At 66.3% G+C, this 22,371-nt stretch carries 25 protein-coding genes and 1 pseudogene; 11 read left to right on the plus strand and 15 right to left on the minus strand.

Translation table 11 applies throughout. The annotated features are described in order from the left end of the window. Positions 1 to 49: 49 nt before the first annotated feature. On the minus strand, positions 50 to 2,647 hold the full coding sequence (locus DFI_RS13980; RefSeq protein WP_051308026.1) for an EAL domain-containing protein: 2,598 nt from the start codon (positions 2,645 to 2,647) through the stop codon (positions 50 to 52). Between the two features lie 79 nt (positions 2,648 to 2,726). Continuing rightward, entirely contained in the window at positions 2,727 to 4,118 is a 1,392-nt protein-coding gene (locus tag DFI_RS13985; protein ID WP_162145427.1) for a S8 family serine peptidase, read from the minus strand. 575 nt (positions 4,119 to 4,693) lie between these two features. On the opposite strand from DFI_RS13985, the gene DFI_RS13990 reads away from it, so the two are divergent. Further along, positions 4,694 to 4,939, plus strand: a complete 246-nt coding sequence (locus DFI_RS13990) for a hypothetical protein (RefSeq protein ID WP_027463605.1) — start codon at positions 4,694 to 4,696, stop codon at positions 4,937 to 4,939. A 68-nt stretch (positions 4,940 to 5,007) separates the two neighbouring features. Then, complete coding sequence (locus tag DFI_RS13995; RefSeq protein ID WP_027463606.1) at positions 5,008 to 5,304, plus strand: hypothetical protein; 297 nt, start codon at positions 5,008 to 5,010, stop codon at positions 5,302 to 5,304. Positions 5,305 to 6,019: 715 nt separating this feature from the next. On the opposite strand, the gene DFI_RS14000 is transcribed toward DFI_RS13995, so the two are convergent. Further along, the gene (locus DFI_RS14000; protein ID WP_027463607.1) at positions 6,020 to 7,216 is read right to left on the minus strand and encodes a sensor histidine kinase; all 1,197 of its coding nucleotides are present in this window, start codon (positions 7,214 to 7,216) and stop codon (positions 6,020 to 6,022) included. 125 nt (positions 7,217 to 7,341) lie between these two features. Here DFI_RS14000 and DFI_RS14005 point away from each other — a divergent pair, with 125 nt between their 5' ends. Next, the gene (locus tag DFI_RS14005; RefSeq protein WP_244940387.1) at positions 7,342 to 7,773 is read left to right on the plus strand and encodes a response regulator; all 432 of its coding nucleotides are present in this window, start codon (positions 7,342 to 7,344) and stop codon (positions 7,771 to 7,773) included. Positions 7,774 to 7,920: 147 nt separating this feature from the next. Beyond that, on the plus strand, positions 7,921 to 8,139 hold the full coding sequence (locus tag DFI_RS14010) for a hypothetical protein (protein WP_244940388.1): 219 nt from the start codon (positions 7,921 to 7,923) through the stop codon (positions 8,137 to 8,139). A 154-nt stretch (positions 8,140 to 8,293) separates the two neighbouring features. Here DFI_RS14010 and DFI_RS14015 read toward each other — a convergent pair whose 3' ends face one another. After that, positions 8,294 to 8,758, minus strand: a complete 465-nt coding sequence (locus DFI_RS14015; RefSeq protein ID WP_027463610.1) for a hypothetical protein — start codon at positions 8,756 to 8,758, stop codon at positions 8,294 to 8,296. Positions 8,759 to 8,835: 77 nt separating this feature from the next. Beyond that, positions 8,836 to 9,087, minus strand: coding sequence for a WGxxGxxG family protein (locus tag DFI_RS14020; RefSeq protein WP_027463611.1), 252 nt, complete (start codon positions 9,085 to 9,087; stop codon positions 8,836 to 8,838). Positions 9,088 to 9,485: 398 nt separating this feature from the next. Here DFI_RS14020 and DFI_RS14025 point away from each other — a divergent pair, with 398 nt between their 5' ends. Then, a complete protein-coding gene (locus DFI_RS14025; protein ID WP_027463612.1) occupies positions 9,486 to 9,959 on the plus strand; it encodes a response regulator in 474 nt (157 codons plus the stop codon). A 682-nt stretch (positions 9,960 to 10,641) separates the two neighbouring features. Next, positions 10,642 to 11,028: a hypothetical protein gene (locus DFI_RS14035; protein ID WP_118375971.1), complete on the plus strand. Its 387-nt coding sequence runs from the start codon at positions 10,642 to 10,644 to the stop codon at positions 11,026 to 11,028. 213 nt (positions 11,029 to 11,241) lie between these two features. On the opposite strand, the gene DFI_RS14040 is transcribed toward DFI_RS14035, so the two are convergent. The 4 genes from DFI_RS14040 to DFI_RS14055 form a co-directional block, all read right to left on the minus strand. Beyond that, positions 11,242 to 11,484, minus strand: coding sequence for an ATP-binding protein (locus DFI_RS14040; RefSeq protein ID WP_027463615.1), 243 nt, complete (start codon positions 11,482 to 11,484; stop codon positions 11,242 to 11,244). Positions 11,485 to 11,521: 37 nt separating this feature from the next. Beyond that, positions 11,522 to 11,743, minus strand: a complete 222-nt coding sequence (locus DFI_RS14045) for a hypothetical protein (protein ID WP_027463616.1) — start codon at positions 11,741 to 11,743, stop codon at positions 11,522 to 11,524. 125 nt (positions 11,744 to 11,868) lie between these two features. Further along, positions 11,869 to 12,180, minus strand: a complete 312-nt coding sequence (locus DFI_RS14050; protein ID WP_118375972.1) for a hypothetical protein — start codon at positions 12,178 to 12,180, stop codon at positions 11,869 to 11,871. An 846-nt stretch (positions 12,181 to 13,026) separates the two neighbouring features. After that, a complete protein-coding gene (locus DFI_RS14055; protein ID WP_081425910.1) occupies positions 13,027 to 13,299 on the minus strand; it encodes a hypothetical protein in 273 nt (90 codons plus the stop codon). Positions 13,300 to 13,580: 281 nt separating this feature from the next. Here DFI_RS14055 and DFI_RS20285 point away from each other — a divergent pair, with 281 nt between their 5' ends. Continuing rightward, entirely contained in the window at positions 13,581 to 13,997 is a 417-nt protein-coding gene (locus DFI_RS20285; RefSeq protein ID WP_155864569.1) for a hypothetical protein, read from the plus strand. A gap of 10 nt (positions 13,998 to 14,007) precedes the next feature. On the opposite strand, the pseudogene DFI_RS14060 reads toward DFI_RS20285, so the two are convergent. The 5 genes and pseudogenes from DFI_RS14060 to DFI_RS20800 all read right to left on the minus strand — a co-directional run bounded on the left by DFI_RS14060 (position 14,008) and on the right by DFI_RS20800 (position 18,308). Next, positions 14,008 to 14,792, minus strand: a pseudogene (locus DFI_RS14060) (IS5 family transposase). A 550-nt stretch (positions 14,793 to 15,342) separates the two neighbouring features. Next, on the minus strand, positions 15,343 to 16,218 hold the full coding sequence (locus tag DFI_RS14065) for a tyrosine-type recombinase/integrase (RefSeq protein WP_043778840.1): 876 nt from the start codon (positions 16,216 to 16,218) through the stop codon (positions 15,343 to 15,345). Between the two features lie 685 nt (positions 16,219 to 16,903). After that, on the minus strand, positions 16,904 to 17,464 hold the full coding sequence (locus DFI_RS14070) for a hypothetical protein (RefSeq protein ID WP_027463620.1): 561 nt from the start codon (positions 17,462 to 17,464) through the stop codon (positions 16,904 to 16,906). Positions 17,465 to 17,497: 33 nt separating this feature from the next. Next, a complete protein-coding gene (locus DFI_RS20795; RefSeq protein ID WP_211235361.1) occupies positions 17,498 to 17,800 on the minus strand; it encodes a hypothetical protein in 303 nt (100 codons plus the stop codon). After that, positions 17,793 to 18,308, minus strand: coding sequence for an alpha/beta fold hydrolase (locus DFI_RS20800; RefSeq protein ID WP_211235362.1), 516 nt, complete (start codon positions 18,306 to 18,308; stop codon positions 17,793 to 17,795). Before DFI_RS20800 ends, DFI_RS20795 begins: the two co-directional genes overlap by 8 nt. A 622-nt stretch (positions 18,309 to 18,930) precedes the next feature. On the opposite strand from DFI_RS20800, the gene DFI_RS14080 reads away from it, so the two are divergent. Both DFI_RS14080 and DFI_RS14085 read left to right on the plus strand, forming a co-directional pair. Continuing rightward, a complete protein-coding gene (locus tag DFI_RS14080; RefSeq protein WP_027463621.1) occupies positions 18,931 to 19,320 on the plus strand; it encodes a VOC family protein in 390 nt (129 codons plus the stop codon). A 223-nt stretch (positions 19,321 to 19,543) separates the two neighbouring features. Then, on the plus strand, positions 19,544 to 20,446 hold the full coding sequence (locus tag DFI_RS14085; protein ID WP_027463622.1) for an NmrA family NAD(P)-binding protein: 903 nt from the start codon (positions 19,544 to 19,546) through the stop codon (positions 20,444 to 20,446). Positions 20,447 to 20,471: 25 nt separating this feature from the next. Here DFI_RS14085 and DFI_RS14090 read toward each other — a convergent pair whose 3' ends face one another. Beyond that, complete coding sequence (locus DFI_RS14090) at positions 20,472 to 20,945, minus strand: peroxiredoxin (protein ID WP_027463623.1); 474 nt, start codon at positions 20,943 to 20,945, stop codon at positions 20,472 to 20,474. 148 nt (positions 20,946 to 21,093) lie between these two features. On the opposite strand from DFI_RS14090, the gene DFI_RS14095 reads away from it, so the two are divergent. Together DFI_RS14095 and DFI_RS14100 are read left to right on the plus strand one after the other, a co-directional pair. Further along, complete coding sequence (locus DFI_RS14095; protein ID WP_022802352.1) at positions 21,094 to 21,324, plus strand: glucose-repressible protein Grg1; 231 nt, start codon at positions 21,094 to 21,096, stop codon at positions 21,322 to 21,324. Between the two features lie 275 nt (positions 21,325 to 21,599). After that, positions 21,600 to 22,232: a LysE family translocator gene (locus DFI_RS14100; RefSeq protein ID WP_043778846.1), complete on the plus strand. Its 633-nt coding sequence runs from the start codon at positions 21,600 to 21,602 to the stop codon at positions 22,230 to 22,232. Positions 22,233 to 22,371 lie beyond the last annotated feature (139 nt).

The raw sequence follows: 22,371 nt of genomic DNA on the forward strand, positions 1-22,371 counted from the left end.
TCAGGTGGACCAAACGCCCAGGACAGGGTGTGCTCCGGACCGGCAGGGCCTACACGGCCGCGCCGACCCCTGGGGGGCGGTGTGACTCCGGGCTCCACGTGGCGCTGGGCCGGGCGAAGTGGTACCCCTGCAACAGATCGACGCCGAGGTCCCGCAGCAACTGGTGCTCATCGGCGTGCTCGACCCCTTCGGCGACCGTGTACAGGCCCAGCGCCTCGCTGAGCTGCACGATGGTGCGGATCATCGCCTGCGCGCTGGCGTTCTCTCCGCGTTCGAGGGCGGTGACGAAGGACCGGTCGATCTTCAGGCCGCTGACGGGGATGTTCCGCAGGAGGCTGAGGTTGGAGTACCCGGTGCCGAAGTCGTCGAGCATGACCTGCACGCCCATCTGCCGCAGGCCCAGCAGGATCTCCTGCACGCGCTCGGGGGACTGGATCATCAACGACTCGGTGATCTCCAGCTTGAGGCACTCGGGCGGCAGCCCACTGCCCTGCAGGGCTGAGCGGACGGTGCCGAGCAGGTCGCCCTGCTGGAACTGCCGCGCGGAGAGGTTCACGGCGACCGGTACGCCGCCCCAGGTGCTCGCACGGCGGCAGGCTTCATGCAGCACCCACGCCCCGACCGGGACGATCAGGCCGGTGCGTTCGAGCACCGGAATGAACTCGGCCGGACTCCGGAACCCCAGGTCGGGGTTGTGCCACCGCAGCAGCGCCTCCGCGCCCCGGATTTCGCCGTTGACCGCGTCGATCACCGGCTGGTAGTGCAGGTCGAACTCCCCCTGGTTCAGCGCGTCCGCCAGCGCCGCCTCGAAATGCAGGGTCGCCTGCCGTTCCTGCCCACCACCCTGGTACCGGCCCAGTGCGTGCCCCTGCTCGCGCGCGTCGTCCAGCGCGATGTGCGCGGCGCGGAGCAGTTCGTCCGGGTCAGTTCCGTCCTGCGTGTGGTGCGCCACCCCGAGGCTGCCCTGCACACTGACCGGCAGGCCGTGCACGCGGAAGTTCTCCCGCAGGGCCGCCAGGAGCGTCTCGGCACGCGCCTCTCGGGACTCCACGCTCTCACCGAGCAGCAGCACGACGAACTCGTTGCCCCCGGTCCGCGCAAGCACCTCCCCCTGGCCCAGGCCAGTCTTGAGTCGCTCGGCCACCGCGCGCAGCAGCTCGTCCCCACCGGCCGGCCCGAGGGCGTCGTTGACCTGTTTGAAACGGTGAATGTCGAGGATGGCGACACTGACGCCCTGTCCGTCGCGCGCGGCCTGCTCGGTCGCCCGGGAGAGCAGGACCCGCATCAGGAGCCGGTTCGGCAGGCCGGTCAGGTCGTCGTAGAAGCGTTCGCGTTCCAGCGCGGCGATGGCGTCCGTGCGCGCCTGCTCGCTCGCCAGGCGCAGCTGGCGTTCATGGGACACCTCGCGGCGTGCGCCACTGAGCTCCGCCTGCGTGGTGAGGTCGCGCGCCTGCTGCGCGAGGACCACGTCCCGCAACAGGTCACCCAGTCGGGCTGCGCTCTTCAGGTGCGCGATGGCCTCCCGGGGCGCGTCGTCCTCGTATAAGCGGGCAAGCAGCTCGTGGGCCTGCAGCATCTCCCGGGTGCGCTCCGCCTGCTCGGCGAGGGCGAGCGCGCGCTTCAGCGGCGCTTCGGCGAGCGACGGCTGCTGGTGGTTGAGGTGGTGCTCGGCGCGGCCGAGCAGGATCTCCAGCTGGCGGTCCACGTCCCCGCTGGCCTCCGCGAGTGACTCGGCTTCCCGGTACGCCTCCGCGGCCTCCTGGCCCCGCCCCTGCGCCGCCAGGATCATCCCGAGGGTCTGCAGGGCCGTGGACTGCTCGTTGGTGGACCCCATCTCCCGCGCGCCTTCCAGAGCAGAGGTCAGGAGCGTTGCGGCCTCGTCGAGGTGCCCGAGTTTGTGGGCCATCATCCCGGCGTTCAGGGCCATGATGATGCTGCCCGGCTGGTTCCCGGCCCGCTGGGCGACGTCCAGCGCCTGCTTGAACTGCGCGTGGGCGTCCCCGTACTGCCCGGTCTGCTCATGGAGCAACCCCAGGTTCGCGTGCACATGCAGGGCACTCTGCAGAGGGTCTTGGCTGTCGGGAAGGCGCTGCTGGGCGGTTTCAAGCAGTTCGAGCGACTCGCGTAGCCTTCCCTGGCTGTTGAGGATGATGACCTGGTTGCACAGCGCCCGGATCTCCGCGTCCACGTCCCCGTCCGCCTGGCGCAGTGCCAGTACCCGGGCGAGCGCCTCCAGCGCCTCGTTGTTCTTGCCGGCCCGGTGCTGCATCTGCGCGAGCAGGCTCAGCACATCCCCTTCCTCGGCGCCCAGGCCCTCATCTCTCGCGGCCTGCGCCGAGCGCTGGAAGTACCCAGCGGCCTGCGCGACCTGCCCGGCCGCCTGAGCGAGCTGTGCCCGCAGCAGCAGCGCCCGGACCCGCTGCCGGGCCGTGGTCGGCGTGACCTGCGCTAGGTACCCGCTCCCGAGGTCCCGCTGCCCAATGCGAATCGCTGCGTCCGCGGCCAGCAGGCGCAGGTCCGCGGCGCAGTCGGGCACCCCGCAGGGTGGGTCGCTCAGCAGTGCCTGGGTGATGGCGAGGCTGCCGGCGGGGTCGGTTTTGAGGATCTGCTCGGCGTGCTGCCGGGCGTCATCGTGGGCACAGGTCATGGAAGGAACGTCCGTAAGAGAGGCCTCAGCGTGCCGATTTGCCTGGCACGCTGAGGGAGAGGGCGGTCAGGGGGAAGTGTCAGGGGCGGGTGAGGGCGTCTAGGTTGAGGCGTCCGGCACCGAGCTTCCCGGCGAAGGGCTGGTTGGCGGCGAGCGCATCGACGCCCGTGGCGGTGGCCTGGATGCGGCGGACGGCGTCCGCGCCGTTCAGGCTGCCGCTGCTCAGCGCGAGCGCAGCGGCACCGGCGACCACGGGGGCACTCATGGAGGTGCCGCTCCACGCGGCGAGGCGGCCGCCGGGCGCCGGGCCGACCAGTTCCTCACCGGGTGCGAGGAGGCTCAGCGCGCCGTACTGCGAGAAGGCACTCTTGTTCCACGCGAGCCCGTGGCTGCCGACGGCGAGGTTCAGGGCGCTGCCCGCGAAGTGCCCGGCGGGGTAGCGCAGGCCTTCGGTGCCGGCGTTCCCGGCCGAGGCGACCACGACCACGCCGGCGTCGTTGGCGTACCCAATGGCCTGCTTGACCGCTTCGACGGGTTCGTCGGAGCCGAGGCTGAGGTTGATGATGTCCGCGCCGTGGTCGGTGGCCCAGAGGATCCCCTGGACGACGGAGCTGACGTTCCCCTGGCCCTGCGCGTCGAGCACGCGGACGGGCATGATTTTCGCGCCGGGGGCGACGATCAGGGCGAGCCCGGCGACTTCGGTGCCATGCCCGGAGGCGTCCTGCCCGAAGGTGCCGTCGTCCATCGGCAGCGCGTCCCCATCCGCGAAGTCGTACCAGGTGTCCTGGGGGGTGAGCGAGGAGGTGAACATGGGGTGTGCGACATCGACGCCGGTGTCCAGGACGGCGATGGTCACGCCGGCCCCGGGGACGCCGTTGGCGCCGAGGCGCGTCTGGGCGACGTCCAGGCCGATGCTCTGCCAGGTGTCGATGTTGGCGACCGTGGTGCCGTTCTGCCCGCCGCCACCCCAGTAGTTCACGCCGCCGCCCCAGTAGTTCACTCCCCCGCCCCAGTAGGCGACGCCGGAGCCCCACAGGGTGGTGCTGCCGCCCCAGTACGCCACACCGTTGCCCCAGTAGGCCACGCCGCCGCCCCAGTAGTTCACTCCCTGACCGCCGATGGTGTTGCTCCCCGCATTGACGCGGTTCATGGCCGGGAGGCTCAGGGCGCCTCGGTTGCGTTCCCGCACGACACCCAGCCCGGCGTTCTGCGCGGTCAGGGGCCGGGTGTCGGCCGCGGCGATCACGGCGAAGGCCGGCGTGCGGGTGACGAGGGTGCCGCCGTGCCGGGCGGCGAGCTGCACGTCACTCAGGGCGGGATCGGGGTTCAGGACAGTGACGATCTGCTCGGCCGAAGACCCTGCACCGGGCTGCGGAACAGCGGCGGTGGGGGTGGACGTGCCGCAGGCGGTGAGGAGCGCGGCGCTGAGCAGCAGGCCCATGGAGGAGCGGATCAGGGTGGGTCGGGTCATGGGTGTCTCCTTCATCAGAAACCGGGGGAGGCGGAGGAGGAGGGGGTCTCGGGGGAAGTCGGGAGACCGGGGGCCACAGAACCCGGCGGGCCTGGCCTGGCCTTCATTATGCCTTCATCCTGTCGCGTTCGCCCAGGGCCCCCCTCTATTGGGGGGCGCCCCACCCGTGACCGGGCCAGGATCACCATGGAACATATACGGCTGGTTCTGTCCGGCTTCTTTCAGGGTGGATGATGAACCCTTTCAAGTGCCTGTTCAGGAGTGCGTTGTGGTGCCCGGGCTCACTGAGGAGGAGCCCGGCCTCCTGGAGCGGCGCCTGTCCTGCCGAGGAGCGACCTTCATGTTCACGCGACTCAGCGCCCGTTCCCTCATCCGCTGGGCGCTGCTGCTCACGCTGCTCTGCGGCCCCTGCTCACACGCCCAGGCGATGGGCGCGGAACCGCCCGGTCATTGCCACATCTCAGGAAGTCGTCACCGCCGAGGCCTGCGCCTGCGGCGGACGCCAGGACTGCACGCAGGCCGCCGAGGACCGCTTCCGTGCCTGGAACGCCGGAAAGCACAGGTGCGACGAGGCGTTGGCGCAGCCGTTCCGGCCCACTTACCGGCTGCTCACGGGCCTCGTGGCCAATGTCAGCGATCCCCTGGCCTACCAGGGCCTCCTCCTGGAACTGAACAGCCAGATGGGCATCATCATTCAGGATCAGCTGGCCATGGCTGAGCTGGGCGCCATGCTGTGGGTTCATGTCGAGGTGGCGCGGCCCTACGGCCTGGCTGGGGAACTGCCTCCACTGCAGGTCGAGCAGCTTCCGGATCCCCGCTGACCGGCCCGTACAAGGTCAGCCTGGACCTGGAAACCGTCGGCATCAGCTTCAACTGCGAGAAGATCGGTGTGGCACTCAGCAAGGGCCTGCGCTTCTTCGACCTCTTCGCCGAATTGGAACTGGAGTACTCCGGTAAGGTGACCGAGTTCGCCGGCGCGAAAGTTGACGTCGGCGCTGGTGGCCTGTCGGCCGCTGGGGCCGCCAAGTCGGGGCTGTACTTCTCCGCGACCCGTGAGGGCGTCGGGGACGTGGGCGCGAAGGTCTCCGCTTCACACGTCGCCGCCGCCGTCCCCGTCGGTCCGCTTCCATTCGGTATTGCCCTGGAACGCGAGAGTGAGTCGAGCGTCAGCTTCGTGCCCTTCTGAACGCACGGGCTGGACTTGGAAGAGGGGGCCAGTGTGACCCCTGCCGGGGCGTCGAGCCGGTATGTGAGCGGTGCGGGGGAGACGGCGCACGGTTCGTCTACGTGTCCACGGAAGTCAGCTCTGTCCCTCGCCCTCGCTGCAGGTGGAACCGCCTGCGCCACCTCCGCACGCTGTATTGCTCTCTTCGGCACCGCCAGCGTGATCGACATCGGCCGGCACCCATTACGCTAAAATCATGCTGTCCCAATTGTGGGACGGGGTGAATGACAACTGGGAGCGGAGGCGCAACACGGGACATGCGAAATGCACCCGAGTTGCAGCTCGGGTGCGAAAGGAGGTGATTCCTTATGGCTAGACACCGTAAGGATACACCGAAGCGTCCGCGCAGGCCAGTGAAGTGGGGTGAGGTGGCGGTCGTTGTGACTGCCCTCAGCTCCCTGCTGACTGGTCTGGCGGCCCTTCTGAACGCCCTGAAATAAGCCTCTCGACCCCAGTTGCACCTTCTGAGCACGGGCCCTTCGGGGTCCGTGTTTATTCTCAACTGGCCTGGAATTCACTCACATGAATGGTTTTTTCCGCTGGCGTTCCGACGTGGCCTGAAGCTCAGGAATTCTGTGAACGCCGGTGGTGGAGGCCCTTGGGACGTTCAGGCTTCCCCGGGCGGGGCCGACCAGGCCCGCTGGCCCAGTTCGTCAACCTGGTCACCGATCTTCCCTCAGGGCGCGGCCGGGGACTCCCCTCTGGCCGGCAGGGTGAAGTGAATGGTGACTCCTTCCCCGGCGCCGTCGCCGAACCAGATGCGTCCGCCGTACCGCTCCACGATGCGGCGGCAGACGGCCAGCCCAATCCCGTTGCCGCCTGCACTGGTGCGGCGGTGCAGGCGCTGGAACATCAGGAACACCTTCTCATGGTGCTCCGGGTCGATGCCGATCCCGTTGTCCCGCAACGTGCAGTGCACCCAGCCGTCCTGTTGCCAGCCGGTCAGGCTCACCCTGAGTGGCCGTTCACTGCGGAACTTGATGGCGTTGCCCAGCAGGTTCGTCAACAGCTGCTGAATCTGGGGTGCGCTCGCCTGGACGGGCGGCAGGATGCCACAGGTGGCAATGGCATCCTCAGGCCAGGGGAGGCCAGGCGTGACTGCCTCCCAACAGGCTTGCAGGTAAACGGCGCCCAGGTCCGGCTCCGCCTCGGCATTCACGCTGGACAGGGTGAGCACGTCCCGCACCAGCTGGCGGGCGCGGAAGACCTGCTCCGTGATGTGCGTGATGTACCCGTGGGCCCGGTCGTCGAGCTGATCGTGATACCGGTGTCGCAAGAGATCCGTGTACATCCCCAGGGTCCGCAGCGGCTCCTGCAGGTCATGACTGGCCACATAGGCGAATTCGCCCAGGTCACGCACGCTGCGCTCCAGCTCGGCGTTTTTGCGCTCCAGGGCCTGATTGATCGTTGCGATTTCCTGCGTGCGCGCCTCGACCCGCTGCTCAAGGGTGCGGTTGAGCTGGCGCAATGACATCTCGGCCTGCTTGCGGCGGGTGATGTTCTCATGGGCGACCACGGCGTACTGGGCGCCGTCCTGCGCGAAGCAGGTCACGCGCGCCAGGAAGTACCGGTCTTCCGTGGGGGAGTGACAGGGATACTCCAGTTCGAATGCCTCCTGCGTGCCTGCCAGCACGGCACGAATGCCCGCGGCGATCTGCGCGGCATCGGGCTGGTCCTCTCCCTGGGCCCCGTCACACACCTGGAGGTAGTTGGTGCCCACAAAGTCCGCCGCGTCATTGGCCTGAGCGAACCTGATCCAGGCCTGGTTGACCGCCTGAATCACGCCGTCCCGGTTGAGGATGGCGATGTGGGCGGTCAGGGCATCGAAGGCTGCGATCGCGTACCGCCCGGGTGAGGCTGTTGGACGGGACATACGGAACGCTAGCACGGCCCAAAAGTGGCGCCGCGTGGCAGAAGACCCCGGCGTGCTCTTGACGGACCGGTGCGGTGGTCCATTAGGGTAAGGCGGTGGGATCCGATGCGTTTACCGTTCTGCTCGTGGAGGACGAGCTGGCCGATGCGGCCCTGTTTCAGGAGATGCTGGCCGACGTCTCGCCCGAGATCACGGTCGAGCACGTCGAACATGGCGGTGAAGCGCTGCAGTACCTGTTGGGGAAAGCGCCTTACGCTGGCCGGCCCCGACCCAACCTGGTGGTGCTGGACCTGAACATGCCGGTCATGGACGGGCACGAGTTCCTCCGCGAGGTCAAGGCGCACGAGCACCTGAGGGCGCTCCCTGTGCTGGTCCTGTCGACGTCCGACCATCCTACGGATGTGCAGCGCTCCTACCTGGGTTTCGCCAGTGGGTACGTGGTGAAACCGGGAACGTACGCCGAGTACACCAGGGTGTTGACGGCGGTGGAAAGTTACTGGCGTGGGGTGCTGCGCCTGCCGACGATCGGCGAGCTGGTGGGTGAGGAACGGCCGTGACCACCTGTGGGTGTTCAGGTGTGAGGTGACGTTGAATCTGAGAACCGCAGGCCCGTCCGACTGTCCGTGGCAGGGTGGTCAGGCACTCATGGCGGGTGTGCCCCTCCTGTACTGGGACGTGAGCGGCATTTCACCGGTGGCGGTGGCGTGAACGCGGTAGCGTGCGACATGCCCTGGAAACTCGTGACGGACCCCATCCGCATCCGCCCCGGCGACCAGCTCAAGGTGGACGGCGGCCCCGCGTTCGTTGTGCAGAGGGTTATCGGGAGCTGGCGCTTCCACACGGAGGTCATCACGGCCGAGGGCCTTCCCATGGACATCCGGGACACGGATTATGTGGCGATCTGGGTAGAAGACGCGAAGTAGTCCCCTCGGGTTCTGCCAAGACCCTTTACCAGGGGGTGAACTCAAGTCAAGCTTCAGGCTAAACCAGCGCCCCCACCCGCCAGAAGGCCAGGTGGGGGCGCTGATGGGTGAAGTGCGCCTGCTCCTTGCACTTCAGCGTTTCAGGTCATGTGCTTCAGCGCCCCTGCTCTTCGGCGGCGTCGCCCCTCCTGGATTTCTCCTCGAGTTCCGCCGCGACCTGCTCCACCACGGCCAGAGGACGCGCTTCCCCTTGAGCCCCACTGGTGTCGCCTTCCTTGACGGCGGTCATGGCGTCCTCACCGGCGTTCTTCACGCGGCCCAGGAGGTCCTGCACCTGCTCACGCACGGCGGGGTTGGAGCGGTACAGCGCGTACGCGCCGCCGGCCAGGATCAGCCACGCCCAGGGAAAATGCCCACCTGACGAACGGCGGTGGACGTCGGCGAGGTCCTGCTGGAGCTGCCCGAGGTCCTTCTGGTGCTGCGCGACCATCGCGGCCGTGGCGGCCTGCTGCTTGGCCAGTGCCTTGGTGGCGTGTGTGACGGCTGTGCGCTCGGCCTGGTGTTCCGTGCTCTGGACCCGGTGCTTGAGGTTCTCGATGGTGTGTTGAAGGGGGGTCATATGGGTTCTCCTGCGGGGACGTTCTGGGTTGAACGGGACGGGTGCGGGCGGCCCGGAGGCCGCCCGGGACGCGAGACTCAGCGCGGTGTTGCGGTCTGGTTGGTCGTGGTCTGGTGGACGACCGTGGGTTCCTTGCGGCGCAGTCCGGCGAGGCCGGCGAGGCCGAGCAGGCCGAGCCAGCCCCAGTCCATGCCACCGTTGTCGTTCTGCGTGGTCTGGGTCGTGGTGGTTTCGGTCGTGGTGCCGGTGGTGTCGTCTTGGGCCAGGGCGGGCATGGAGGCCACGCCGAGCATCAGGGCCAGCAGGGTGATCTTCGTTTCTCGTTTCATAGGGGAACCTCCGTCAAGCGAGTGAATTTGTACGCTCCTGCACCCTGTCACGCCCCCCTGGTTTTCTTTGCATACACAGTGTTTGCGCGGACCATAGACCACCCCTGGATTCCATGAGGGAATGGTGGATGCGATGGAGACATGGGCGGCGCGTGAGAACGTCCGGCCAGTGCAGCCCTCCGACGTTTGATCCGGCCGCACTTGTGCGCCGGGCTGGTGGCCGTTCAACTTGCATATCCGGATGTCCGTTCGGGTGCCCGTTGACCTCGGCGTGCCTCGTGGATGCCCTGTACGAACGTCCCCTCGCGCCTCTCGGTGGGTGAGGGTGCCCTTCACCTCTTCCAGGGAAAGAATGCTTGACGTTCACTTTGGTTCAGTCCAGGGCATAGGGTGGTGGAATGCCGGGTCCCCTGCTCACGTTCGTGGATGACAGCGAGGCTGACCATCTCCTCATCCAGGATGCGTTGGGGACCCTGAACGTCCCCGTCCGCAGCCAGCATTTCATGCAGGTCAACCTATTCCTCGCTGCCATGGACCGCGGGCAGATCACGCAGGACGCCGTGATCACCGACCTGAACATGCCTGGCCCCTCCGGCTTCGACCTGTTGCAGGCCATCCGGTCACGCCACGCGGGTCAGCCACTGCCCATCCTGATTTTCAGCACGTCGCCGGCAGCGGCTGACCGCGCCCGGGCCGCCGCTCTGGACGTCGCCGGGTATTTCGTGAAGCCCGTGTCGTACGACGGCCTCGTCGAACAGCTCCAGGATATGGTCGACCTCATCCTCCACTGCAAGCAGCAGGGGCAACGCGGCTCCGTGCCTCTCCTCCCCGTTCCGGTGTCCACGCCTGTCCTGCCCGAGCCCCTTCACTGACCCTGACCCCGTCCGGCGCGCTGAGCGGAACTTTCGCGGCGTGCAGGCCTCACCGCGTGACCATGACCGGCACGACCCGGTCATCTTCGACACCGATGCCGCGGCCCCGCTGGTTATCAATCGTCGACCTCAAGGCTACACTCGGGTGTCCTGACCGGTTCAGGACACGAACCGCCTCCACCCTGGCATCGCAGCTGGTGGGGGCGGTTCGTCGTTTCTGGTGGGCCTGCACTGCATAGAGCCCGACATCGCCTTGGCATGGCTACATTCGGCGTCCGGCTGGGGCGCTACCATCACGACTCACCCCGCGCTCTGGACGTGGGTGAAGCAACGCCTGATCAGGCACTCTCCTAGTCACGGAACTACGGGACCTCCTCACACGCTTCCGCAGCGAAGAGAGGACACATGGATTCCCCACTGGACTTTGATCGCGTTGATTTTTTCCGCACGCTCGCCCAACAATGCCGCCGACAGATCTTTGCGCTACAGGCCTCTCCCGTGATCCATGGGGAAGACCGCGCCGAGCGGATTCACAGACTTCAGGAGCGGGCCGCGCACCTGGACCGCCTCGCTGCAGCTGAACAGCCCCCCGCAGATCAGCGTGCCCAGCCAGACTCCGCGGGGTCCGCGGTCGAAGCCCCGGTTCCCGATGTTTGAACCGGCATCCAGGGCACGCCCCACCATGCCGCTCCGTGCCATGCAGGAAGTTGGGGACGCGCTGGTCGCTCAGTCCACCCTGCCCGCAGGAAGCGACATTCAGGTTCTGGTGGAACCGAGCGCGGCACGCGTGACGTTCGTGGCCCGGCAGATCCACCCTCACCGGGCGGGAGCCATTGCCGTGACCCAGGAGGCCGCAGACGAGGATGGACCGGACGCGGTGATCGACGCCTTCTCGGAGCTCGTGGGGCTTATGGAACGGCAGGGCCTCCCGGAGTGGCCGCCCGTGCTGAAGGCCCCAGTTCTCCTGGTCCGTACGCCGCTGGGGTGGGGGGTTGGCAAGGACGCTCGCTTGGTCTCCCTTACCCCCGAGAGCGAGGCGCACGAGACGTTCGTGAGGTTTCAGCTGTAACCGTGGACAGGTGCCGACCGCACCGGTGAAGTATGCGAACGGGACGGTGATCGTTGGCCGTCCCTGTCTCACGCCACTGCCATGCCTTCAGGGCTCTGGCCTCCCGGCGAAGGCGCAACAGCTGTTCCCGGAAGGCCGCGATGGCGCTCCGTGGTCCGTGGTCCCCACGACCCGGTGCCGCCAGGCCCTGTCAGGCCGGAGCGGTCACCCGTCTCACCTCGGGAGCCGGCCACCCGACAGCCAGAAGATCGGGCCGTAGTCACACCTCGTCCGGCCACCCGTAAAGCCACACACCTGCCGTACCGTCGCCAGTTCCACCCCTGACCCTTCAGGCGTCCCGGTCTTGTGCCGCCCGAACAACTCGACCGCCTTCTCCCGCAGGCGGTGGTTGAACCCCACCCCGTTGTCCTGCACGCCGGTCAGGTCCTCGCTCTCTTGCCGGCGTGCTGTGGTCATGCTCTCTATGCTGCTTCTGAGTGGGCCCTTCTGGGTGTTACCGGGTGATCGTGGCGTGCGTGATGTATGTCCCACTCATGTGCGTGCTGTTCGCACTCAGGTGTCCTTGTTTGAGAGCGGCTTCCAGCGCACTTCGCGGACAGTCCCGGAAGTGCAGTGCCAGGTAATCAAGGGCGTTGAGCTCATTGGAGAACTCGACGGCAGACCAGTCGGCCATCACCGTGCCGTCCAGCCAAGTGACGACCACGGTGATGTTCATGACGTCATGCCTGCCCCCGTCTTGCGGGTCCAGTTCGGGCGCGTCAGGCGTGTTCCGGTAAGGTCACCTTGACGCCTGTGAGGCAGCCGGCCTGGGCCAGCCGCCCGAGCAGTGGCCTGGTTCAGTCAGGAGACGAAAGCGGCTGAGGGTGTGCCGCCCCCGCGGGGCCACGCTTCGTTCAGGACATCGTCCCGGCCGTCGGCGGCCTCGAGGTCGTCGAACAGCTTCTGCTCGGCGGTGGAGAGCTGGACGTCGCGCATGCTTACCCTCACGGTGCCCAGCAGGTACAGGGGCGACTGGGCCTGGGGGGTGTCGAAGTGCACGTGGACGAGGGACACGACGAAGGTCCGGTCCCAGGCGCGGAACTGGACGAGGTGCATGGAACCCGGCACCCAGCGCAGGGAAACGGAAATCGGAAGTTTGGGGAAAACAATCATACGGCTCTCCAGGAGTCTGAGAAGGACACGCTGGCAGAGCCGTGGTTGTCTCCATTAGACACCATCTCTGTGAGTGCCACCCTTCGTTCCGGGGGGGATCACGCAGGTGCTTGGTGATGACGGCCAGAATACGGATCGGCCGTCAGGCATCGTGGAGCGGGATCCTGGATTTGCTCCGCGCCTCAAGGGGAACAAATAACAGGCCTGCCAATACCGGAATGAGACGGGAACAGCAGCTGGGATCATGAAAAAGTGACTGACATGCGAACTGGGGTGGCTGAGGGCGATCTGCTGGCCGTCCTGGCACAAAACAATCGCCTGACGTGAGAGGACAACCCGGATGGTGGAATATTTGGGCCTGCGTGAGCGCGTGGCCGCATGGCAATTCGAGGGAAGGAGAGAGCCGCCAGTGCGTGTCTTTCTACTTTCTCCGCACGCGGATCGGGTTTGACCGACTGTGCCGTGAGGCCCTACGCGCTGCATGGAGTGCCCGGACTGCGGGTCAATGGCGTCGGCATCCACCTGGGCGAGAGAAGCAGACATCTTTGAGGGGACCGTGTCCTGCCGGATCAGGAGAGTCGTCCCTGGGGTCCTGGTCCGTGTAATGAGCCCCTTCCTCGCCTGACTGAGGGTGTGGGGGTGCCTGTCCCGGAAGATCAGCTCCGGGCGGTGGGAGCCCAACTGCTGGGACAGGCGGGGCAGTACCTTCTTGCTGCAGCTGCCTTCTTTGATCACCGACGGCGCTGTCTTCCATCTGCGCCGTCCCTTGCTCATCTTTCGCCGATCGGATCAACCCTGTCCGCCTTACGTCTTTCCTGCCGAACGGTGCGTCGATTCTTTAATCTGTCAGGTGCTGAGATTCTGGATCTTTTCGGGGAAAAACAAATGACCTTCGAATTGCCATAAACGCAACTGCAAGGGTTTCTTTTCGACGAGTGTGCCATACATCAGTCCGTGCTGCGTCATAACCTGCACGGCGGTTTGGCCGTTCGCGACGCACTCCGCACTGAGGGCATTTATGTCAGACTGAAGCGTGCCTTTCGGTAGGATCTTTACCTCGGGCAGAATAGTTAATTTTTTATTCGGCTGTACATGATATTTTCCATTGAGAACTAGCATCCCTCAGCATAGCATGCGATTGCATCAAAAGCTATCCGCGCTGAGATAATTTGTAGTGGCCATATCCGAGAAAAGTCAGCCGTTTGCTTATTGTCAGTGAAGTAGTTCAGGTATTGCGGCTGCGCCACAGCAGGAGCCGCGCCGTCCGATGTCGAGTTGAGGGTAGAAGCCATCCCAAAAACGTGGATGGCCCTCATGGTCCGGCACTCCTCTGCCTGCATCCCTTCAGGCTGGGCTAAAACGCGGATGGCATCCCCCGCGGTTGCTGCCATGGTGGAGGCGTGCCCCGCCTCAAAACGCTTTCACTTCGCACCCTGCTGACCTCACGGGACCATGTCCCGTTGCGAACAGACGACCGCATCGAACATCTGTTGGAGCGCTTCAGGGTCACCTTCGATGCTGCACGCGTCTCCAAAGGCACATGTCAGCTCCAGCGTGGGAACCTGGTGCTCTGGGTGCTGGGTGGCACCTTACAGAGTGTTGAGCTGACCCGCTCCCCCTGGCATGAACCCTCCGACCTGGTGGATTGGTGCGGGTTCTCAATGCACGATGGCGACCTGCTGGCTTGGTGCACTGAGCATGACATCACCCTCGCCCTTGATCGGGAAGAGAGTGGTGGCCAGCTGTGGTCAACACCGTCGGGTGCCCTCATTGCCGTTCAGGACGGGAGGTTGTGGAATATCACGCTGGTGCTGTGAGCTGTCGAGGTCACTGACGAAGAAGAATCACGATGGCACCGAGCTGCACCATGCCGAGGAAGTTGCTGGAATGCCATTCCCAGCGCGTGACAAGGCGGCGAAAGTTATGGAGCCATGCAAACAGTCGTTCGACACGCCAGCGTCGTCTATATCGTCGCAGCGGTCGGCCATCCTGGGTCTTTGAGCGGTTGCGGCGGTTCGGCGCGATCATCTCGATGCCTTCGCTGGCGAGTTCCGCATCAAGCGCATCGCTGTCATAGGCCCGGTCACCGATCAACCGTGTCGGATGGTCGAAGCCGAACGTCGCGTCCAATGTGTCGTGGACCAGCGTAACCTCATGTGGGCTGGCGCTGGCGACATGAACGGCGATAGGGAGGCCCTTAGCGTCCGTGATCGCCATGATTTTCGTGCCCTTGCCGCGCTTCGTCTTGCCGACGTCCAGACCCCCTTTTTCGCGCTGGCAAAGGTGGCGTCGATGAAGCACTCGCTCAGGTTGACCTGGCCTTAATCCGCAAGTCGTTCGTAGAGCGCTTGGAGGATGCGGTCGAGCGTCCCTGTACGGACCCATTCCTGGAAGTGACGGTGAACGGTGGAGCGCGGTGGGTAGCGTGTGGGCAGGTCTCTCCAGGGGGCACCGGTCCGGAGGATCCACAACACCGCATCCAGGATCGGACGGCTCGGGATGCGAGGACGTCCTTTGCCATCAGTCCGGCGCGGTGGCGCAAACAGGAACGGCTCGACCAGTCCCCAATGTTCATCGGTTAACTCCACGGCATCATGCTGCTGGGACTGCATGAGCACAGGGGTCGCAGCCGCGACTGTCACCTCATTTTTTGGGATGGCTTCTAGTGCGGCTGAAGTCAACCGGCGTGCGGGGTCACCCGAACGCACAAGAATGGCTTGGACACCCTTACTCCTCATCGGAGTTTGGTGACATCAGATCCGTTTACGGTGATGTCGTCTGCGTTCCTGATGAGTCGCAGACTAGACTGAACGTGCTCGTGCATATCTTGGAGGCCGCCCTCGTTCAAGATGTATCCGATGTGGACGCCTGACGCCGCTGTTCATCGAACAGGCAGGACCGGAGGGCATCTGCGTCCGGGGAAATGCCCGGTCTGCCGAGGGGCTATCAGAGTCTGGTTCGCGACGTCATCTCAGGCGGGTGGTCGGTCAGCGAGTGTGCGCGTCGCGGATCAGGAGGAACTCGCTCTCGTCCCGTCAGCGGGCCAGGGGCACGGGGCGGAGGTCTGCACCGATGAGGTCGGGGAGCATGGGTGCTTCAAGCCTGTCCCGTCAGCAGGAGGGGAGAGCGCCCACGTGCGTCAGTGACCGCATGGATGGCCAGTCACTGGTCGGTGAGGCGTTCGGCGAGGTCTTCGGCGTGTTTGACGGCGCGGCGGTAGGATTCGGCGTTCACGAAGCCGACGTCGCTGGGGGTGTGGGCGTGGTCCCGCAGGCTGCACAACCTGAGTTCCCGGGGGCTGATGTTCCCGATCCCCGCCATCTTGCAGGCGCGCCAGAGGGGCAGCCGGAACGCGTCGCGGTTCTCGAAGGGGAAGATGGGTTTGGGGGAGTCCTGGGTGTGAAGCGGCCCGCCCGCCTGTTTCAGCAGGGGTTGGAGGGCGTGCAGAGCTTCCTTGCTGAGCTTGGTCTCCGTACGGGGGCGCAGCAGGAGTCCACGACTGAAATCGAAGGCATTCCACTTGAGGGCTTCGAGTTCGGTGTATTGCAGCGCGTGGTGGTAGATGAGCGTGGCGGCAGCGTGCAGCAGTGGATCGTGGCGCTCCAGGTGACTGAGGAGGACGGTCACGTCCTCCGAGGAGGGGAGAGGCGTCACGGCGCGCTCGATGGGGGGCAACGGATACCCGGCAGTGGGGTTGGTGGTGAGGAGGCCTTCGCGGATGAGGTGGTCGTACATCTGCTTGAGGGTGTAGTAGCGGGTGTTGATGGTGTTGGGGCGGGCAGTGCCGGGGCCGCGGAGGGTGTCGGTCAGCGGCGTGCGGAGCCAGGTGTGGAGGTCGGCGGGGGGATGAAGGAGGTTCACGCCGTCCTGTTCGGCGTGGGTGAAGATGGTCTGGAGGTTGGTGGTGAGTTGAATGCGACGGCGGGTGGGCAGATTGCCCCAGAGCATGGGGATGATGCGGTCGAGTTCATGGTGTTGGAAGGCGCGGGTGAGGGTGCCGGCCTGGTCGGTGGTGAGGCGCCGCTCGATCTCGGTCATGCTCCACAATATACGAGATTAGATTTGAATAACGGCACCCCTGCTCTCCTCGGGGTGGTCTTTTGTCTTCCGCACTGGCTCCCGCGTCCTTTTTTCTTGGTTTGTCGGACGCTTTTGTGATCCCCGGTCTTTGCGGTGTCAGGCTTGAGCAGACGCACAGCAGGACACGACTTGCGGGGGAATGGGAGCCACCACAGCCAGCTGCGTTTTAAAGAGGATGAGCCGTTGTCATTCGCAGTCGCCTGGTCTTTTCACTTCGCTGATGCACCGGCAAAGGCATGGAGAAAAGAGACCATGCTTGTGAAGCCGGACCGGCTGTCGGATTCTGCAGCACTGTGCGCCGACGGCTCAGGCACTTGGGCCATAGGGAAGCGTGCGGGGATGGACCGGTGAGTCCTGACACGCCAGGATGAAGATGCGCCTGGGTGCCGTGTGATCCGATCAGCATGCTGCAGGTGGGGCACACCGTGACCGGGTGGAACTGTTCCTCAGGGACGCGTCCCGTCAGTCTGATTCGCCTTTCTCCATGCTGGAGCCCGGGCAGAAGCGCAGGAAAGAGATGAGTCAGACGTGGCGAGAGAGCAGGAACGGCATGGGGATGAACGGTGTTTCGCTTGTCAAACCTAATCTTATATATGAGGATGCACAGCCGAGAGGCACCCTCGGTCGCTCCATAAAGCCCTCCTTAGGACGGCCTCTGCCTGGGCGCCACCACCACAGCAGGCGTCAGGGTGAGCCGCACAAGATACGACTCACCCGCAGGGTCACGGCAATCCTGGTACCTGCGGTGCAGGGCATACAGGTCACGTTGCAGCGCCTTGGCGTCCCGAGCGGACAGGCTGAGCGTGGCCGTGTTGTTCCAGACGGCCGGCGCCTCGTCCGCCAGAAGCGGCCCCAGCATGCCGCCGCCCGCCGGCCCACCCCGCTGCGGCACCGCCGGCCGGTAGGGCAGCAGGGCGTGACTCATCAGGCCTCGTTCGTCCCCGAACGTGTACAGGCCGTAATCGCGGGCGTCATCGGCCAGACCACTCCAGACCTGCGCGAGGCTGGCGAGCACCGAACGGCGCGGGTGATCCAGGGACGCCTCGTACAGCGCCTGCACCGTGTCGGCATGCGTGGCCGCGAATGGCACGAAGTACCCCCGTGAGCTCGCGCGGTAGTACTTCAGGGCCCGTCCAGCGCGCGCCTCGATGCGCGTGACCGTCAGCAGCCCCAGCCGCAGGAACTGCCGGACGCGGTACAGCACGGCCTGCTCAACGGGCCATGAACCACCCGCCATTCACTCCGCCGTGGCCCCCACCTCCGGCTCGGCTGACGCGAGAAAATCCTCCACGATCCTGATCAGGAAGGGCGACTGAAGCACGTCGTCGTGGATGGTGGCCGGCAGGACAGCCAGGCGGTGCCGGGTCAGGCCCGAGCCGTTCCACACGGCCTCCTGCCGCCCGCCGCAGAGGGACGCGAACACCGCCACCATGTGGGCCGGGGACACCATGTCCGCGTCTCCGCCCACCAGCAGCACTGGTGACCGGACCCGGCCGATGTCCGCCGTCCAGTCAAAGGCACGCCCCAGCAATTCACCCACGCGGTGCACCAGGTCCGGCCAGCCGCGCGTACAACTTGAAGAGGGGACCGCTCCGCAGATGCTCGGCTGCTTCCCGGCGAATCTGCCGCTGCTGGGCGACGACTTCCGGGAAGTAGCCGGTGGACGCCGCCGGAAACGAGATGACGATCAACTTGCGCACCAGCGGCGGAAATTGAATGGCGCAGCGCAGGGCCACGCCCCCACCCACCGAGCACCCGAGGACGTCGGCCTGTTCGACGTTCGGGCTCCGCAGCAGGGCCGCGACGTCGTCGGCGAGGGATTCGAACCGCATGGGCCGGTCGATGTCCGCCGTGCGTCCATGGGCCTGGAGGTCCACCGCGATCACTGGTCGCGAGGCCGCCAGGCTGGGGATCAGGTGGTCAAATGTCTCCGTGGCCCCGAATCCCCCGTGGATCAGCACCAGGGGACTGCGTCCGGGCGAGGCTTCACCGTGCCGCTCGTAGTACAGCTGCAGACCGTTGACATCCGCATGGTGTCCCGTGTTCATCTTCCTCCTTCCTGTCCCGGAGAACGCGAATGTCTGCAGCGGTCACCCGGACCACCGGAGAACCGTGGACGTCATGGCGCGGTGGAGGCCTGAGCATAGTCTCCCGGGGCAAGGGCGTCACCCGGCAGCCCCGGGGAGCACGCTGGGGCGGAGGCCACCCCCGCGACGCGCACGCGCGAGACGGGTCGGCCGTTGGCTGGCGAGAAACACCCGTGAAGAACGTCATGCTTCTCCGCACCCATGCACCTGCCACAGTCCAGAAAGCGCAGGACCACTGACCAAGGGCCGCAGGAGCCGCTTCGTGCCCTGAACAGGCCAAGGGAAGGACCCCTGTGATGGAATCCTTCGCCCCGGTCTGCAGGTGGCCTGACACCGTGACGCCGCGCGCAACCGTCTCGGACACCCCCTCTTTGCGCTCCGGGGAGCTTGCGTTGTTTCCGACGCCTCCGGGAGCAGGCTGAGGTGTCCCAGGCGCCTGAGGCAAGTCCGTCACGGCGCGGTGAATACAAAATATCGCCCCTGCGTTATGCTTCGGAACGAACGTCAAGTGTGATGGAGAGGGTGCCGACAGGGCCTGCCTCCCCAATGGTCGTGGACCAGCCCTTGCCAAAGGAGATTCCGGATGAAGTTGAACTACACCATCATGTACGTCCCAGACGTGGCCACCGCCCTCACGTTCTACGAGTCGGCCTTCGGTCTCTCCCGCCGTTTTCTGCATGAGTCCGGCGACTACGGCGAACTCGAGACCGGTGAGACGACGCTGGCCTTCGCCTCCCATACGTTGGGGGCCAGCAACTTTCCAGCGGGTTACGTCCGGGCCAGCGACTCGGAGCAACCGCTGGGCATGGAAATTGCCCTCGCGACGGATGATGTCGCGCAGGCTCACCGTGCGGCCATCGCGGCGGGCGCCACCGAACTCATGGCACCCACCGTCAAACCATGGGGGCAGACGGTGTCGTTTGTCCGCTGCCCTGCCGGCACACTGATCGAACTGTGCACGCCGATGACCTGAGCCTGGAGCACCAGCACACTTCCGCAACCCTTCACACGCAGCCGAGCAGCACGGTGGGCATCCTGGGATGGACAGGCGGGCCCTGACTCTGGCCCGGTGTTGGTCCGGCGTGGAGGAGAACAGGACCGGGAAACGGGGGCGGTGGCGCGCCTGCCCCGGTAGCCAGCGCCCAAGAAGACGTGAATTGACCCGCGACCTGCGCGCGGCCGAGGATAGGCTCCCTATGACGCCCCCCACCTTTGCCCTCGCGGGCGCCGCCGGCGACCTCGGGTCCCGCATTGCCCGGGCCCTCGTCTCCCGCGGCGCGGAGGTCCGCGCACTGATTCGTCCCGACACCGCTGCTGAGGACCGCACGCACCTGAAGTCCCTCGGCCTGACCCTCACGCCCGCCGATCCCAACGACGTGACCGCCATGGCCGCCGCCGTTGAGGGCGCCCGCTGCGTCGTCTCCGCCCTCAACGGCCTGGACGACGTCATCCTCGGCCGCCAGGAGGTTCTGCTGCACGCCGCCGTGCAGGCCGGGGTGCCGCGCTTCATTCCGTCGGACTACTCCGAGGAGTACACCAGGATCACCCCAGGCACCAACCGCAACCTCGACCTCCGGCGCGAATTCATGGCCCGCGCCGACCGTGCGCCCATCCAGGTCACTTCCGTGCTCAACGGGGCGTTCATGGACCTGCTGGGCGCCGAGATGCCCATCATCCAACCGGCGATTCACCGCGTCCTGTACTGGGAGAACGCCGACCAGCCTCTGGACTTCACGACCAAGGACGACGTGGCCGCGTACGTGGCGGCCGCCGCGCTGGACGACACCACGCCCCGCTTCCTGCGTATCGCCGGCGACACCCTCAGCGCCCGGGACCTCGCGGCCGTCATGACCGACGTCACCGGCCAGCGCTACCGCACCCTGCGCGCCGGAGGGCTGGGCACGCTCGGGCTGATGATCAAGGTCGCGCAGCGCGTCGCCCCTCAGCCCGGGGAGCCCTTCCCCGCGTGGCAGGGCATGCAGTACATGCGGGACATGTTCAGTGGCCAGGGAAAACTCACTCCACTGGACAACGCCCGCTATCCGGAAGTGCGCTGGACCAGCGTGCGGGAACAGATGACCAGACGCCGCTCAGCCTGACAGGGCGGGCCAGGCGGCCCTGAAGTCAGACGGGCGGCCGCGCCACACGCTCCCGGACGCGCGCCAAGACCACGCCCGCATCCTCAGCCGGATTGACGTCCGTCCAGTGATCCATGATCACCCCATCGGGCGCGACCAGGAACGTCTCCCGTCGCGCGCGGCGCAGGTCCTCCCCGGGCCACGGCTCATCCAGGACACCGAAGGCGCCGCTGAGGGTGTGGTCCTGGTCGTTGAGCAGCGGGTAGTCCAGCTTGCACAGGTCACGGAACAGCGCCTGTTCCTGCTTCGCGTCCCCGTTGACGCCCAAGACGTCGACGCCCAGCGCCTGGAACTGATCCATCACCGCCTGGTACCGCCGCGCCTGCAACTGGCAGTGCGTGGTGGCGGTCTTCGGAAAGAAGAACAGGACCCGCCAGCGGCCGGGCGTGAGCTCGTACGGCCGGCCGGTGTCCTGCACAGCCGTCATCACAGGGACTCGATCACCAATCGACAGGGACATCCGGTCAGCGTACCGGAACCGGGCGCGGCAACACCGTCAGCCGCCTCGCATCGTCCTGGTTCTCCCTGAGCCCGTCAGGGACCCGAGCGTAAAGCGCGGTTGAGGCAGCCCGGCGGCCCCACTCACGCCCCGGCGGTACGGTGAGGGCATGAGTGACAAGAGTGTCGGCGAACGGCTCGGCGCCGCTGTAGACGCCGTGAAGGAGAAGGTCAATCAAGGCGCTGACCGGACCCGGGCGGAGGCCCATGAGTTCAACGCGGAAACGGCCAGCAATCCCGTGGACCGGGTGATGGAGGAAGGCAAAGCCGCGGTCGACCACGCCAAAGCGGACCTGCACGGCGCGCGGGCGGACCAGCAGGCGGACAAGGCGAGCGAGTAAATGCATGCCAGGACAGGCGGCGCCGCACGGCGCCGCCTGCACGCTGTTGTCCGGACCGAAGGGTCGTCATCTCAGCCAGGGTGATCAGCACGTCTGCGGCACTCTTCGCGTTCACAGCGCCCTCGGGACACTTGTCCCCAGCCCGCACGGAAACGTGACGAGAACCGTGAGGGCCGCCGGTGTGGTGACCTGCGCGATGCCGGAGGGGCAGGGGCCGTCATGCGGAGGAGCAGACCACTTCGCCCGGTCCGGCGCCTCATCTCCTACCGTGGAGCATGGTCGATGTTCACACCCTCACCGCGTACGTCTTCATCGTCCTGGGCCTGTTCCTGATTCCCGGGCCTGCCATGCTCCTGACCCTGGCGCGCGCCGCGAGCGGGGGGCCCCGCATCGGCATCGGCATCGCCACCGGCCTCGGCATCGCCACCGGCGACCTCGTGCACGCTCTGTGCGCCGTCCTGGGATTGTCCGCCCTCCTGATGACCTCGGCCGTCGCCTTCACCGCCGTGAAGGTCCTCGGCGTCCTCTACCTTCTCTACCTCGGTGTGCGTGCCTTCCTGGACCCGCCGCAGCCCATCGACCTCCCCACCGTCAAGCGCCTCGGGAACGCCCAGGCCTACCGGCAGGGCCTGTTCACCGAAGTCCTCAACCCGAAAACGGCGCTGTTCTTCCTGGCGTTCCTGCCGCAGTTCGTCCACGCCGAGCGGGGCAGCGCCGCCCTCCAGCTGTCCGTCCTCGGTGCGCTGTTCGTGCTGCTCAGCGCGGCGTACACCACGCTCCTCGCGTTTGGGGGCGGGGCCGTCGCCGGATGGTTGACCCGTCATCCCCGGGCGGGGCGGCACCAGGGCAAGGTCGTTGGCTCGGTATACCTCGCCCTCGGCCTCCGGCTCGCCTTCCAGGAACGCTGATGGTCGAGACGAGCGGAAGGGACTGGGCAGTCGGAGCGCGGCAGATCAGAAGGACGCACGGGCGAGCTGCCGGACACGCGACGATCGTGGACACCACACTTCAGAGGAGCGTTTCCCTGCGCTGACCCGAACTGTGGCA

The sequence above is a fragment of the Deinococcus ficus genome (assembly GCF_003444775.1).
Lineage (GTDB): Bacteria > Deinococcota > Deinococci > Deinococcales > Deinococcaceae > Deinococcus > Deinococcus ficus.